Raw genomic sequence first — 12,905 nt, forward strand, 5'->3', positions numbered from 1 at the left:
GCGTCCGGCGTCATCTGACCGGGGTGTGCATCTGGTGCGCGGACTCGCCCGATGGGCAGCGATGCCCTTCCTGCTTCCAGCTCCTCGACCCCGCGGCGCACCGTGGTCTCGCTCATCCCAGCGGTCCTCGCGCCGCCCGTACCCCGCCGTGGCCGAGCAACCTAGCCTCCGTGGCCACGGCCGGACTTGGAGACGCCCGGGAGGACCTCCAGCCGGACGCGCCTTCGAGGTCACCCCGGGCCGACGCATCGCCTGGCGCTGGCAGACCCGCAAGGAACCCCGCGCCGCCGACACCAGCCGCGTCACCTTCTGGGCGGCGTTGGCGCAGGCGTTGGCGCAGGCGCCGCAGAGGGTAGAGGGTCTCGGTGCGGCGGGTTGCTCGCAGGCGCGGGGCGAGGGGCCCGCCGAACCGCAGCTGGTCGAGCTCGACCGGCGCGACACGGCCACCGTCACCGCACGAATATCGGCCCAAATACTTACCCTGCCAGCCAAGTTGAGAAAGAGGCTGACCTGGGACCGCGGAATGGAACTGGCCGCCCACAAGAACGTCACGGCTGCGACCGGCCTGGCCGTCTACTTCGCCGACCCTCAGAGCCCATGGCAGCGCGGCACCAACGAGAACACCAACCGCCTCCTGCGCCAGTACCTGCCCAAGGCCACCGGAATGGGGCACCTCACCCAGACCGACCTGGATGCCATCGCCCTGCGGCTGAACACCCGACCTCGGAGGACCCTCGACTTCGAGACACCAGCCGATAGGCTGGAGGCCCTGTTGCGCTGACCGGTTGAGTTCACCACGGCTTTCTTCGCGACGGAGACCCGGTGACGGTGCACCCGTTCATCGAGGTGGAGAAGCAGGGCGGCCGCAACGTCAAGCGGACGTGTGAACTGCTGAAGGTCTCCCGGCCGCCTCGCGCGCCGCGGCCGACTACCGGGGCGGGTGGGCGTCGGGGGTGGTGAACGTGTATCCGGCGGAGATCAGTTGCGGCAGGTAGCTGGTGAGGGCCGCCACCGTCTGGGAACGGTCGCCGCCGGTGCCGGCGGGCGGATCGTCGTCGCCGCCCTCGGTGCCGTCGTGGTTCAGTACGATCGCGCCGGTGGCGGCACCCGCCAGGACGCGGTTGATGATGGTGTCGGTGCCGGGGTTGGCCCAGTCGGTGGGGTCCACCGACCAGGAGATCGGGCGCAGGCCGAGGTCGGCGCAGATCGAGAGGGTGGAGTCGGTGAAGTTGCCGTAGGGGGCGCGGAAGAGCACCGGGGCCCGGCCGACGACGTTCTCGACGGCGTCCTGGGTCCGCTGGATCTGGTCACGGACGTAGTCGTCGGAAAGGTCGACGAAGTCGGGGTGGGACCAGGAGTGGTTCCCCACGGTGTGCCCCTCCGCGGCGATCCTGCGCAGCACGTCCGGATAGAGCCCGATGTTGTCACCGCAGACGAAGAACGTCGCGTGGACACCGTTGTCGCGCAGCACGTCCAGCACCTGAGGCGTGTACTGCGGGCTGGGGCCGTCGTCGAAGGTGAGGGCCATCACCATCGAGCCGGCGTCGACCTCGCTCTCCGGCATCGGAAGCGACCGGCTCGAGCGGCGCGACCCGGACTTGGCGGCGGCCGGTCCGGACGGAGCACCGAGGGTGAGCAGTGTGGCCGCACCCGCGACGAGGAAGCGTCGGCGCGGCAGCGAATGGTGTGTCTGTGCCATTCGGCCAGTGTGTGCCGCGGCGGCCGGGTCCGATGACGAACCGCGCCGGTACGGCTCCACGCGGGTGGCGGCCCCTCGACCTCGTCCGATGGGGGAGAGCGTGCCGGGACACGGAGTCGCCGCGCTCCTGACCTCCTGTCAAGGATTCGCCACGGTGCCCCCATTCAGCGGAGCGTCCCGTGCGGCAAACGGCTTCCGGGACGGCGCCCGGGTGTACTCGCATCGGCACGTGATGTCGGCAGACGCACCGTCCTGCCCCCGCGCCGGAAGCTGGCACAGCGAGGAGTGACACCCCACGGTGATGAAGCGCCACACCGCGATCTTGCTGGTGTCTTGTCTGTCATCGATGCTCGTACCGACCCTGTCAGTGGCCCCGGCCGTCGCCGAGGCGCCCGCGGTCACCCACTCACCCGCTGACGCGATCGCCCTGGCGCTGGCCAACGTCGACAAGGGGGCAGGTACCTGTTCCCTGGTCAATCCCGCGCCCAACAGCCTGGGCGGTACGGAGTTCGAGACGAGTTGCGTGGGCTGGGCCGGCGTCCCCGAGTACTGGTGCGCGGACTTCGCCACCTGGGTCTGGCGGAACAGCGGTCTGAACGTCACCGGTCTCAACGCCGACGTGGTCTCCTTCACCGGCTCGGCCCGTAAGAACGGCAGTACCGTCCACACCGACCGTGGGTACCACCCGCAGCTTGGGGACGCCGCGGTATACAGCGACGAGCACGTCGGCCTTGTCACGGCGATCGGTGCGGACGGCTCGATCCAGATCACCAACGGCGACTTCGGCGGCGACGACAGCAGCACCGAAGCGCACTTCGCCCAGACATCGCTGGTGGTCAACGAAACCGTCAAAGCCACCGACATCCCGGTGGGCTCGTTTCAGAGCACCGAGAGGCACACGGTCACCGCGTACGTCACCCCGAGTGCCGTCACGCCTGCGCGGGGGTTCTGGGAAGACCTGGCCACCTGGCTGTCCGGGACGGGGGCCGGGCCGGCAACCGCACCCCACCGTCCGCACCGGCCGTAGGGCCTGCTCCAGAAGTGGGTCAAGGTCAACACCGTTGCGTTTACGTCCGTGAGCGGTTGGCGAGTCCGTGCTCGAAGAACGTGACGGTGGTGTGGACGGTGTAGTTCTGGCTGGTCGTTGGTTGTTGGCCGGCGTTCGGCCTGTACTTGCTGGTGGGGTTTTTGCGGGTTCGGGCCTTGATACGGGCGACTGCTGACCAGCCTCCTCGACCCGGCCGCCTTCCCGGCCGCCGAGTTCCGTCGGCCAGGGTGACGGTGACGGAGGCCTCGATGACACGGACGGTCAGCAGGGCGGGCAGTACGCCGTAGCCGATCCGGGCCAGGTAGGAGCCGTCACCCAGGGACTCTGTTGCTCTATTCGGGCTCGTCGATCAGGCCGCGAGTTGGTGGGCGAGTTGGGAGAGTCGGCTGGTCCAGGGACGTTGGGGGTCTTCGGCCCAGTGGGCGTCGAGCCGGATGACGTTGATCGCGGTGGCGGAGTAGGCGTGCTGGAGGCTGGTCCTGGGCAGGCCGCGGTAGCGGGCCCGGCGTAGGCCGGTGACGTCGAGGGCCTGGTTGATGGTGCCCTCGACACCGGCCCGGAGGGCGTACTTGGTCTGCCAGCTGTCGGTCTTCTGCTCGGCGCGCGGCGGCGACGGTCTCGTGCAGCTCGCGGGGCCGCAGGGTGAGCATGCGGTTGCCGCGCGCGGCGGTGGTGCACTTGTCGCGGGAGGGGCAGGTGCCACAGTCGGAGCAGGCGAACTCGATCACGATGGCGTCGTGGCCGTGCTGCTGGACGGGATACCAGCCAGTGCTGGTGCGGCCTTCGGGGCAGCGGACCTGACGTGCTGTCCAGTCGATGCGGAAGGCGCTCTTGTCGAAGCCTTCGGCGGCCCGGGCCTGTCGGGAGTGGTCGGCCAGCAGCGGCGTGATCATGGCGATGCCCTCGCGTGCGGCAGCGGCGTGCAGGTCGGCGGAGGGGTAGCCGGAGTCCAGGTAGTGCTCGCCCGGCTTGACCTGCCGCTCGGTCAGTCGCTGCTGGATGCCGGCGGTGGCGGTCACGTCAGGTGCGGTCGAGGCGGTGGTGACCACGTCCGTGATCAGGTTCGGAGTCCGGGTCCGGGCCCCGGCCGCGGCGCCGTCGGGGCTGTCGTCGCAGGTCTCGGTGAGGTGGACCTTGTAGCCGCACCAGAACAGCTCGTCTCCCTTGGCGGACCAGCGGGCGTGCGGGTCGTAGGGGGAGGCGAGCCGCAGATGGCCGGGCGGGACGCCGTCCACTTCGGCCTCCCGCTTCCTGACCACCTCCCGTCCCCGGGCGTCGGTGTGCACGTAGTAGGTCTGCAGGAAGATCCGTCGCAGCAGCTGGACCGCCTCGTTCCCGCGCAGCCACACCGGGGCACCGGGTGCGTGAGCCGCGTGCAGCAGCGCGAGGGCGTCCTGGCCGGAGACCTCGGCCAGCCGCTCCCGCTTCGCCTTCGACGAGGGAAGCCGCCATGAGTCGATCCTGGCCGCGTAGCGCAGTTCCCACTCCGCCACCGGTACCGATTGTGCGAGCCAGGTCGGAGCGGCCGTGGCCAGTGCCTCCAGCGCCGCGCGCACGCTCTCACCGGCGAGCTCCAACCGGTTCAAGTCCCGCACCGCGCTGATGACATGGGTGGAGTCGGTGCGTTGCTTGCCCCCGGCCTCGATCAGCCCATCCTGGCGGCAGTGTTCCACCAGCCGGTCGAAGATCAGGCGTTCCATGCCGTGCTCGACCAACCGGACCCGGAACTTCGCCAGCTCCGTGAAGTCGAACCCCGGATCGGTCAGCTCCAGGCCGAGCGCGTACTTCCAGTCGATCGCCCGGACCGCCATCCCGGCGGCCTGGCGGTCGGTCAGGTTCTCCGCGAACTGCAGCACCGTGACCAGCGCCAGCATCCCCGGTGACAGGCCCGGCGCCCCGCGCATCCCGAACGCGGACGCGAACGGCTCGTCCGCGAAGACCTCAGCCAGATTCTCCCGCACCCGCATAGCCAGCTTCCCCTTCGGGAAAGCCGCCGCCGCGACCAGCGCCGTCTGCTCCAGGACCTCCGGCAGTCCCGCCGCCCTCATCGACACCCGCACCACCCCCGCGACCGCCTGCCCACGAGACGACCGCAGGAGCGATCATGCCGCAGTCAACCGACCCACGGCCCGAATTGAGCAACAGAGTCTTCGGCCTGCTCAAAGCGGAGATCGGCACCACCCTCTGGGGCAGCCGCGAGGCCGCGCCGACGTCTTCCGTTGCGTCGGGCATGAACACCGTCGAGCGTCGGTGGAACCACTCCGAGCGGGTGAACGTCTCCTGGGCTGCGGGGCAGGGGATGCCCTGCCGTGACGGTCGGCAGTGGAAGCGAGCACATGGGGAACGCACCAGCACAGTGGCCGTACTACGTTGCGCCTCCGTCCCAAAGCCGCTGGCCGCGCCGCCTCGGGATCGGTTGCGCGGTCCTGGTGGGAGGGGGCGGCGTGGCACTGATGGGGCTTCTCTTCTGGGCTGACGCAACGATGATGGACAAGGGCTGCGGGTCAGTCGACCCGACCGACCCGATGAACTACAGCGCCGTGTCCATCCGCAACGACTCGACCGCACCTGTCGTGGTGGACCAGTGCGTTGGTGCCTACTGCGACCTTGAGACCACGTCGGTGACCCTGCAACCCAGTGAGCAGGCTCCGGTCCACGCCGCATGCGGAGTTTCAGGCACCGACATGACGTCCTGGCGAATCACCACCGACACGGGCAGCCCTCTGGGGTACATCGCGGTGAACACACCCCGCAGTACGAACGACCTGGTCTTTCCTGTCTCAGCTGCCCAGAGCTCCCGAGCCTCGGCGGCAACCCCCGCACCGTGAAACGACTCTGCCGCAGATCCCGTTCGCCCTGATCGTCGCGGGCATCGTGTGGCCCGTCCCTCCTCGCGGCGCCACGGAGGTCCGGAACAGGCGAAGGCAGAGCCGGAACGGGCCCGTCTTGCCACCGGAAGCAGATCAGCACGTCGCCCGCGCGCTGAGTCTGTTTGTGGTCCTATCCGCAGTCCACAGCAGTGCATGCTGCGGGCTGGCCAGTGCGGCGGGGTTTGGTGCCGGTCTGGTGGTGGGTGGGGAGAACTGGAACGAGGACCCACACCGTTCACCTGGACCAAGACCGCCGACGTGTCGGCGCCGGGTGAAAGCTGGTTCTGGATCACTTTCCGTGCCAGAGCCAGGGAGGGTCACCGAAGCCGCGATCATGAACCCTCGTGACTGACGCGCTCCTCCAAGACCTCTGGTTCCACCGAACCGACGACGTCGTGCTCGACACCATCGCCATCCGAGACGAGCTGGTGACGGTCCAGGCCGCCGCGACGACGGTTCGGGCCGAGTGCCCGGCGTGTGGAACCGCCTCGACGCGGGTGCACAGCCGGTACGTGCGCCGTCTGGACGATACGGCGGCGGGCCAGCGGCGTGTGGTCATCGAATTACAGGTCCGACGATTCCGGTGATGCCAGCAAGCCTGCCCGCAGGCGACGTTCGCCGAGCAGGTGCCAGGTCTGACCTTCCGTCACGGGCGGCGGAGCCAGGGCCTGCAGACCGCTCTGCAGCAGGTGGCCCTGATGCTCGCGAGCCGCGCCGGCGCCCGGTTGGCAGACGCTCTCGCCGCTCCGGTGAGCCGATCCACGCTGCTGCGGCTGATACGAGCCCTCCCGGAGAGCGCGCCGACGACGCCTCGCGTGCTCGGCGTGGACGAGTTCGCACTGCGCAAAGGACACGTCTACGCGACGATCCTGGTCGACATCGAGACGCGCCGGCCCGTCGACCTGCTGCCCGACCGCACCGTCGCGACAGTCTCCCGCTGGCTGGCCGAGCACCCGGGCGTCCAGGTGATCTGCCGCGACCGCTCCGCCGCCTACGCCGAAGCCGGGCGACTCGGCGCCCCCGACGCGATCCACGTCGCGGACAGGTGGCACATCTGGAAGAACCTCGCCGAAGCCGTCGAGAAGACCGTCGTCCACCACCGGGCACTGCTGCACGAACCACCCGTGACACCCGCCGGCCACCCTGCCCCGCCGGCGGCGGCTCGCTGCCCGCGCCGACCGAAGCCGGTCCCCGCCGATCCGGACGACTGTCCGACCGCGTCCGCGAACAGCACACGGCCGTCCACGCGCTCCTGGAGACCGGGGTGGCACTGCGCGAGATCGCGCGCCGTCTGGGTCTGGCCCGCAACACCGTCCGCCGCCTGGCCCACGCCGCGGACCCGGACGAGCTGCTGGTCGGCAAGTGGACGGGCCGCACCAGCATCCTCGACCCCTACAAGCCCTACCTCCACCAGCGGTGGGCCCAGGGCTGCACCGTCGCCCGCCGCCTGTTCGAAGAGCTCCAGGAACGCGGCTACCCCGGCGGAGAGCAGGTCGTCAAAGCCTACGTCCGCAGGCTGCGAGAGGCCTTCCCGCACTCTGATCCGCCGCGCAGGAAACCCTCGACCAGGGACGTGACCAGCTGGATCACGCGCCATCCCGACAGCCTCGACGAGGACCAGAGCCAGAGGCTCAAGGAGGTCCTGGCACGGTGTCCCGCTCTGGACCGCACCGCCCAACACGTTAGGGTATTCGCCGAGTTGATGAACAACCGCCGCGGACACGAGCTCAGGGACTGGGTCGCGCAAGTCCAGGCCGATTCGATCGCGGCCCTGCACACGTTCACGGCCGGCCTGGACCAGGACCTCGACGCGGTCATCGCCGGCCTGAGCCTGAGCTACAGCTCCGGCGCCGTCGAGGGCCACAACAACAAGATCAAGATGATCAAGAGGCAGATGTTCGGACGCGCCAAGCTGGACCTCCTCCGCAAGCGCGTCCTCCTCTCGGCACGATGACTGTCTTCCCATACGATCAGTGCTTTCCGGATCTTGCGAGGAGGCCCCTCTTGGAGATGTTTCGCTTCGACCGTTCGGAGAAGGTCATCGATCGCTTCGACAGTGTGGATGCCACTGCTACCCGCGTCGCCGCCGGAGAGGGGCCTGTTCATCTGACCTGCCTGGCCATCGAGCCCGGTGGAACCATCGGCTCGCACCCCGCCCCGGTGAGCCAGCTGTTCCTGGTAATCACGGGCGAAGGCTGGGTCGCAGGCCCAGACGGGCGCCAGATCTGCGTTTCAGCCGGCGACGGTGTCCGCTGGGAGCCCGGTGAGGAACACGCATCCGGCACCACCACCGGCCTCACCGCCATCGCCCTCGAAGGCCCGTCGCTGGACCTCTTCGCCCCGGACTTGCGCGGCCCCCGCCACCACCTGCCCTGACCTGACTGCTGGACAGGCGGCTTTCACGAAATTCGCGCCAGAGCCAAATCCATCTGGCCGCTGACAAGCAGCATCAGCGGGCCCAGCCCCGCCCTCTCCTGGTCGCTGACGCACTGCCGGCACTCCAACCGGTCGGGGCCGGCCTTCTCGTCCAGTCGAGCGGCGACCCGGCTTTCCCCCCCCAACGGGGCCCCGGCGTCTCCAGCATGGGCGCAGCTCGGCGTTCTCCTTCTGGGCCTCCAACAGCCGCAGCAGGCGCGGCGACATCCCCATCGAGCGCGCCGCGCGGCTCACCGAGCTGGGCATGCGCTGGGAGTAGTGCAGGGTCCAGGCGGCGGCCGGGGGTGCTGGAACTCCGGCCGCCGCGGCTTGTGCCGACACCGCGCGGCGCGACGGTGACGATGACCTCCGCACCGGTGAACGCCATCGTCGTGCTGGGGTGCAGGCGTCAGGCGTACCGCGCGGCGATGTCGGCGGCGGTGACGACGGTGACCACGGGGCTGGGCATCTCGGCATCCTCGTCGCCCTCGCAGGGCACGTGGTTGCCGAACAGGGAGCCGAACACCAGCGGGTCACCGTGTTCCGCCGCCAGCACGTCCAACGCCCGCTCGGCCGCCTGGTACAGGTCCATCGGCGCCATCAGCCGGGCGACCGCGTAGATGTCCGCCAGCTCGCGCACTCCGAAGCCGTACCGGTAGGCGCTCAGCGAGTAGGCCCGCGCCATGCGGCGGAAACCCGCGTCACCGCGCTCCAGCATCTCCCGGGAGAGGTCGTTGTAGGTGTCCATCACGTGACTGCAGACCCACATCGCCATCGCAGCCACCAGGGCCGGGTCGCCCCCGAACGACTCCAGCAGGCGCTGACGGCACGTCCGGCAGCCGTCCCGGACCACGCGCAGCTGGTTCAGCAGGATCGAGGCCAGCCCGTGGAGACCGAACAGGTTCACCGCCCCGTCCACGACCCCGGCCCGCGCCCGGTCCCGGGTGCGCACCGGGCCCTTGGCTCGCACCAGGTCGCGCAGCTGCCCGCTCCACTCCGCTATCTGATCGTCAGCGCTCTCCCCGCCGTACCAGGCCCACCCGGTCGTGCCCTTGGGGTAGACGTGGTGCGCGAATCCATGGTTAACGGTCATTTGGTGTCAGATCCTCTCGTTCGGGCTACGGCAAGATCCAACCCAGATTCACCTGTGGACAACTTTTCGCGCCCCGTCGCCATACCGTCATGAACACTGCTCAATCCGGATGGATCGGTCACTGGGGCCACAAGTGTCGACGGTCACGTAATTCGGCTCAAACGCCAAGGAATTCCCCACCCGCTCGCTTCGTCGATCAGCTGCCTGGAGGAGTGCCGCGCTGGAACTTGACCGCCCAGATATCCAGTCGACGGGCTCGCCCGAGTAGCCCTACTCTCGCGCGGTGACGAACAACGTGGAGACTGGCGAGGACTTCTGCGCCCTGCTGCGGTGCCTCATCGGGCGCTTCGAGGGCCTCGGCGCCGACGCCCCGGAGATCGACGACGTCCTACTCCGTTGGGCCGACGTCCTTCCTGATCGGGGTCCGGAGCCCGGCTGGCCAGGCCTGGCCGAGCAGTTGCTCGGCGCACTGGACGCACCGTCGGCCGGGCTTGCCGAGCCCGCGCCCCTTGGAGACGAGCCGTCGGTCGCCTCACCCGGAGACCTGCGTGCCCTGCTGCTGGCCCTGGCAGCCGACTATGCCCGGAACCGCGCCTGGACGGCAGACAGGCTGGCCCGGGGACTGTGGGCCGGTGACGGCGGTGGCTGGGCGAGCGGCTCGATGGCCGGATTCCTGGAGTCATGGGAGTCGTGGCTCGGTGCCAGTCTCGGCAGGCCCCCGGTGTTCCTGGGCACTCCATCGATCGAACCGGTGACCTGGGCCTCTGTGGCTTGGCAGCTCGGTGCGGCCCGCGTCTACGAGTGAGGCCGCCCAGCCGGCCTGATCAGCACAGCTGGTCAGCCTGGTCCGAGCGGCCGAGCCCGGTGGGGCGGGTCAGTTGTCGGTGGGATTCCGAGGTCGCTTGTTCGGCCGTTTAGCTGGGGCCGTTCATGATGACCTGGTGGCTGGTGTTGATCAGCCGGTCCAGGAGCGACTCGGCGACGACGGGGTTGGGGAAGAGCGGATACCAGTCGCTGGGAGCCCGGTTGCTGGTGATGATCAGGGACCGGCCCTGCCGCTCGCTGACCAGCTCGCTGCTCGTCTGCGACACGGCCGACGATGCTGCCCTGCTGGTACGCCAGGCCCTGGAGCAGGGCCTGATCGAGGCCGCCGACCCCACCGCCACCGGTGCGCCGCCGAGTCGCTGAAAACGGCCGCTGCAGCTGTCCTCTGACACTGAAGCTTGACCGTTTGCCACTGAAGGTTGATCAACGCTAGTTTCTGCCACTGAAGATTGACCGGTTGACGGTGTATCAGGGTGGGGGCGTGGTGGGGGCACCGGTCGGTGCGTTCGGTGATGATGTCCTGGCGGCATTTGACCTGGACTTCTATGCGGGCGGTGAGCGTGTTCCACCGGCCGCATGATCTTCTACCAGCTCGACAGTCTCATGCTCCGACCCGGCACCGCCACCAGCCCACCCACCATCCTCATCAGCCGAGGATTCGAAGCACACCTGCTCGAACTCCTCGGCATCGACGAAACCCGCCCCCGCTGGCTGGAGACCTAACACCCCACGTGCGAAGCCCCTCGAGTTTCGCCGTTTTCGCGGGGTCACTCTGGCGAGTGTGGCTGTTGGCGTTTGGGTCCTGCGGTCTTGGCGGCGACCGTAGGGTGGGGCTGTGAATGAGCGGTTTGTGGAGCAGGTACAGCAACTGGACCAGCAGGGTCAGTCGGCGAAGGCGATCGCCAGGACGCTGGGGGTGGGCGTCAGAGATGTCGTCGGGGTGCTCAACGGCGCCGTACAGGTCTCGGCATCGGGTCGTGATGAGCCGCGTTGCTGGGTGAACGCCGGCTGGAGCCGCAGCGTGGATCTTGCGGGTGCGCCGCAGTGGGCGCGCTTTGACCCAGGGGCTTCCGACGCCGAGGAGGTGCGCGGCCTTGTCGCCGTGCTCGTCGCCGCGGACAGCACGCGCTCCGCGAAGGCGCAGGTCGCCGGGTTCCTGCTGGATGTGTGGTGTCTGGGGGTGAAGAACGCGCTTGCCCCGGAGCCGATGAGTGAGAGTCGACTGGGCGGGCACCGGCAGGTCTACTTCAGCGCCTTCGAGGGGCATGTGCCCGTTCCCGCCGAGCTTGCCCGTGCCCTGGTCTTCGGCGCCGCGGCCTACGCTCGCGAACTCGGGTTCGAACCCGAGGCGGACTTCGATGCCGCCGCCGCTGTGCTCGGTGAGCCCGTGGGCCCCTGCCCGATCCGCTTCGGCCGCGACGGCAAGCCCTTCTACGTCAACGGCCCCTATGACGATCCCGAGGCGGTGGTGCGGACGTTGCGGCGCGCCGTCGGTGACGACGGCTTCCACTGCGCCGTCGCCTTCCCCGAGCAGCCGCGGCGCCGGTTGTCCTGGTCGCGCCGGTAGGCCGTACCCGGGGTGCGGGGGCCAGCCGGCGATCACCTTGACGGGTGAAGCACTCAGTGTTCGTGCCCGTGGCGGGCGGAGCTGCGGCAGCATCGGCGGGGTGGTGACCGCATTCGGGGAGGGGGACCCGCGATGCCTGCGAGTCCGACGGTGCCGGCGTCGTTGCTGGCCGTACTGGAGAAGCTACGCGTGTTCACCGCGCCAGGCTTCGCGACTTTCACCGCGTTGGTGACCGGGTTGGTCGCGCAGACCGGCCCCGGCACGGTGACCGGGATGCTGACCGGGGCGGGTCTGGCCCGCGCCTGGCCGCACGACCGGGCCCACTCCTTCTTCTCCCGGGCGAGCTGGAACGTCGAGATCCTGGGGATCGCGCTGGCGCATCTGATCGTCAGGACGCTGTTCCCGGACGGCGCGGCGGTGAGGGTCTGTACGGTCTTCGGCTCTGTCCCGTAATCGGTGGTAGCGCTGTGTAGTGATCACTGGAGGAGGATGCGGTGGCGGAGCAGGGGGAACCCGGCTCGGCCGTGCATCTGCCTCATGATCCGCTTGGTTCGCGTGTTGACGCCCTCGGTGCGGCCGTTGTGGTACGGGAGGGTGAGTCCGGCGTCGACGGCGGCGCGGTCGAGTTCGAGGCCGTTCGCGAAGGAGTGCAGGTGGGGCAGGTCGGCGGCGCGGACTGTGGTGATCCAGTCGGTGAGCTTGGCGTCGTTGCCCTCCGCTGGGGTCAGTAGCTGCGCGAACTCGGCGCTGAGGCGGGCGAGTTCGGTCATCTCGGCACAGGTTTCAGTGAGTTCCCGCAGGAGTGCGGTGTCCTTGTCACGCAGGTTCTCGGGGCGGGTGAGGAGGAGGCGGGCGAAGCGTTGCGGGGTGGTGACGGGCTTGTTGCCCTCGGCGCGGCCCTGGGTGATGTGGCGGTAGAGCAGGTTGAGGCTGCCGGTGTATCCCAACTCCTTTATCTCCTGGAACAGTTGCTTGACAGGGACGGCCGGGTCGGCGGCGCGGCGGCTGCGGAGGTGGTCGCGGTAGGGGTCGACGAGCGTGGGCTTGTAGCGGGGTGCGCGGCGCTCTGCGGTGGGCTCCTGCATGCGGGCGTATCGCTTGACGGTGTTCAGTGCGACATCGAGGCGGCGAGCGCATTCGAGCAGGCCGACGCCCTGGTCGAGCAGGTTGTGGACCTGTTGCCAGCGCTGGCGGGTGGTTTGTTCGCGTACGCCCCCGGGCCGGGCGGGGTTCACGGCGGTGGCCCAGCAGGCGGCATGGGAGCGGACCTCGGCCAGGACCTTGCCGCACAGGTTGCTCCACAGAGTACTGGTGGGCCGTCGGCGAGGTGCCTGCTGAGCAGGCCCTTTTCCCACGGCCCCCAGCCCGAACCGGGCTTGCGGCTTGTC

14 protein-coding genes and 4 pseudogenes are annotated in these 12,905 nt (G+C 69.3%); 11 read left to right on the forward strand and 7 right to left on the reverse strand.

Annotated features, from left to right (window positions below; genetic code table 11):
* Positions 1 to 32: 32 nt before the first annotated feature.
* Positions 33 to 178 (reverse strand): annotated as a pseudogene (locus P3T34_RS38155) (ISAzo13 family transposase); the annotation flags it as partial.
* On the opposite strand from P3T34_RS38155, the gene P3T34_RS38160 reads away from it, so the two are divergent.
* Entirely contained in the window at positions 149 to 781 is a 633-nt protein-coding gene (locus P3T34_RS38160; protein WP_280671185.1) for an IS30 family transposase, read from the forward strand. The pseudogene P3T34_RS38155 and the gene P3T34_RS38160 sit on opposite strands and share 30 nt — an antisense overlap.
* 147 nt (positions 782 to 928) lie before the next feature.
* Here the strand turns inward: P3T34_RS38160 and P3T34_RS38165 are convergent, their stop codons facing one another.
* Positions 929 to 1,699 (reverse strand): polysaccharide deacetylase family protein, encoded by a 771-nt coding sequence (locus P3T34_RS38165; RefSeq protein ID WP_280671187.1) that lies wholly within the window; start codon positions 1,697 to 1,699, stop codon positions 929 to 931.
* Between the two features lie 346 nt (positions 1,700 to 2,045).
* On the opposite strand from P3T34_RS38165, the gene P3T34_RS38170 reads away from it, so the two are divergent.
* Positions 2,046 to 2,726, forward strand: a complete 681-nt coding sequence (locus P3T34_RS38170) for a CHAP domain-containing protein (protein WP_280671189.1) — start codon at positions 2,046 to 2,048, stop codon at positions 2,724 to 2,726.
* A gap of 370 nt (positions 2,727 to 3,096) precedes the next feature.
* Here P3T34_RS38170 and P3T34_RS38175 read toward each other — a convergent pair whose 3' ends face one another.
* On the reverse strand, positions 3,097 to 3,450 hold the full coding sequence (locus tag P3T34_RS38175; protein WP_280672652.1) for a transposase: 354 nt from the start codon (positions 3,448 to 3,450) through the stop codon (positions 3,097 to 3,099).
* A pseudogene (locus tag P3T34_RS38180) lies at positions 3,395 to 4,795 on the reverse strand (transposase); the annotation flags it as partial. The gene P3T34_RS38175 and the pseudogene P3T34_RS38180, both read right to left, overlap by 56 nt.
* A 396-nt stretch (positions 4,796 to 5,191) precedes the next feature.
* On the opposite strand from P3T34_RS38180, the gene P3T34_RS38185 reads away from it, so the two are divergent.
* The 5 genes and pseudogenes from P3T34_RS38185 (at position 5,192) to P3T34_RS38205 (ending at position 7,993) form a co-directional block, all read left to right on the forward strand.
* Positions 5,192 to 5,575, forward strand: a complete 384-nt coding sequence (locus P3T34_RS38185) for a hypothetical protein (protein ID WP_280671191.1) — start codon at positions 5,192 to 5,194, stop codon at positions 5,573 to 5,575.
* Between the two features lie 386 nt (positions 5,576 to 5,961).
* On the forward strand, positions 5,962 to 6,204 hold the full coding sequence (locus tag P3T34_RS38190; protein ID WP_280671193.1) for a transposase family protein: 243 nt from the start codon (positions 5,962 to 5,964) through the stop codon (positions 6,202 to 6,204).
* Positions 6,205 to 6,243: 39 nt separating this feature from the next.
* A pseudogene (locus P3T34_RS38195) lies at positions 6,244 to 6,666 on the forward strand (transposase); the annotation flags it as partial.
* A gap of 215 nt (positions 6,667 to 6,881) precedes the next feature.
* The gene (locus P3T34_RS38200) at positions 6,882 to 7,571 is read left to right on the forward strand and encodes a transposase (protein ID WP_280671195.1); all 690 of its coding nucleotides are present in this window, start codon (positions 6,882 to 6,884) and stop codon (positions 7,569 to 7,571) included.
* Positions 7,572 to 7,627: 56 nt separating this feature from the next.
* Entirely contained in the window at positions 7,628 to 7,993 is a 366-nt protein-coding gene (locus P3T34_RS38205; protein WP_280672654.1) for a cupin domain-containing protein, read from the forward strand.
* 448 nt (positions 7,994 to 8,441) lie between these two features.
* Here the strand turns inward: P3T34_RS38205 and P3T34_RS38210 are convergent, their stop codons facing one another.
* Positions 8,442 to 9,125, reverse strand: a complete 684-nt coding sequence (locus P3T34_RS38210) for a hypothetical protein (RefSeq protein WP_280671197.1) — start codon at positions 9,123 to 9,125, stop codon at positions 8,442 to 8,444.
* Positions 9,126 to 9,408: 283 nt separating this feature from the next.
* Between P3T34_RS38210 and P3T34_RS38215 the strand changes: the two genes are divergently transcribed.
* Positions 9,409 to 9,930, forward strand: coding sequence for a hypothetical protein (locus P3T34_RS38215; RefSeq protein WP_280671199.1), 522 nt, complete (start codon positions 9,409 to 9,411; stop codon positions 9,928 to 9,930).
* Between the two features lie 109 nt (positions 9,931 to 10,039).
* Here P3T34_RS38215 and P3T34_RS38220 read toward each other — a convergent pair whose 3' ends face one another.
* The gene (locus P3T34_RS38220; RefSeq protein WP_280671201.1) at positions 10,040 to 10,216 is read right to left on the reverse strand and encodes an ATP-binding protein; all 177 of its coding nucleotides are present in this window, start codon (positions 10,214 to 10,216) and stop codon (positions 10,040 to 10,042) included.
* A 310-nt stretch (positions 10,217 to 10,526) separates the two neighbouring features.
* On the opposite strand from P3T34_RS38220, the gene P3T34_RS38225 reads away from it, so the two are divergent.
* The 3 genes from P3T34_RS38225 to P3T34_RS38235 all read left to right on the forward strand — a co-directional run bounded on the left by P3T34_RS38225 (position 10,527) and on the right by P3T34_RS38235 (position 11,970).
* Positions 10,527 to 10,673, forward strand: a complete 147-nt coding sequence (locus tag P3T34_RS38225; protein WP_280671203.1) for a hypothetical protein — start codon at positions 10,527 to 10,529, stop codon at positions 10,671 to 10,673.
* A 112-nt stretch (positions 10,674 to 10,785) separates the two neighbouring features.
* A complete protein-coding gene (locus P3T34_RS38230; RefSeq protein WP_280671205.1) occupies positions 10,786 to 11,517 on the forward strand; it encodes a hypothetical protein in 732 nt (243 codons plus the stop codon).
* 132 nt (positions 11,518 to 11,649) lie between these two features.
* Entirely contained in the window at positions 11,650 to 11,970 is a 321-nt protein-coding gene (locus P3T34_RS38235) for a hypothetical protein (RefSeq protein ID WP_280671207.1), read from the forward strand.
* 23 nt (positions 11,971 to 11,993) lie between these two features.
* Here P3T34_RS38235 and P3T34_RS38240 read toward each other — a convergent pair.
* A pseudogene (locus P3T34_RS38240) lies at positions 11,994 to 12,821 on the reverse strand (transposase); the annotation flags it as partial.
* Positions 12,822 to 12,905 lie beyond the last annotated feature (84 nt).

Origin of the sequence: Kitasatospora sp. MAP12-44, assembly GCF_029892095.1 — a bacterium.
Taxonomy (GTDB): domain Bacteria; phylum Actinomycetota; class Actinomycetes; order Streptomycetales; family Streptomycetaceae; genus Kitasatospora.

Excerpts from the sequence above, each read along its gene's own strand:
- P3T34_RS38165 (WP_280671187.1), bottom strand. The coding sequence starts at position 1,699 with ATGGCACAGACACACCATTCGCTGCCGCGCCGACGCTTCCTCGTCGCG.
- P3T34_RS38170 (WP_280671189.1), top strand. The coding sequence starts at position 2,046 with ATGCTCGTACCGACCCTGTCAGTGGCCCCGGCCGTCGCCGAGGCGCCC.
- P3T34_RS38205 (WP_280672654.1), top strand. The coding sequence starts at position 7,628 with ATGTTTCGCTTCGACCGTTCGGAGAAGGTCATCGATCGCTTCGACAGT.
- P3T34_RS38210 (WP_280671197.1), bottom strand. The coding sequence starts at position 9,125 with ATGACCGTTAACCATGGATTCGCGCACCACGTCTACCCCAAGGGCACG.
- P3T34_RS38225 (WP_280671203.1), top strand. The coding sequence starts at position 10,527 with ATGATCTTCTACCAGCTCGACAGTCTCATGCTCCGACCCGGCACCGCC.
- P3T34_RS38235 (WP_280671207.1), top strand. The coding sequence starts at position 11,650 with ATGCCTGCGAGTCCGACGGTGCCGGCGTCGTTGCTGGCCGTACTGGAG.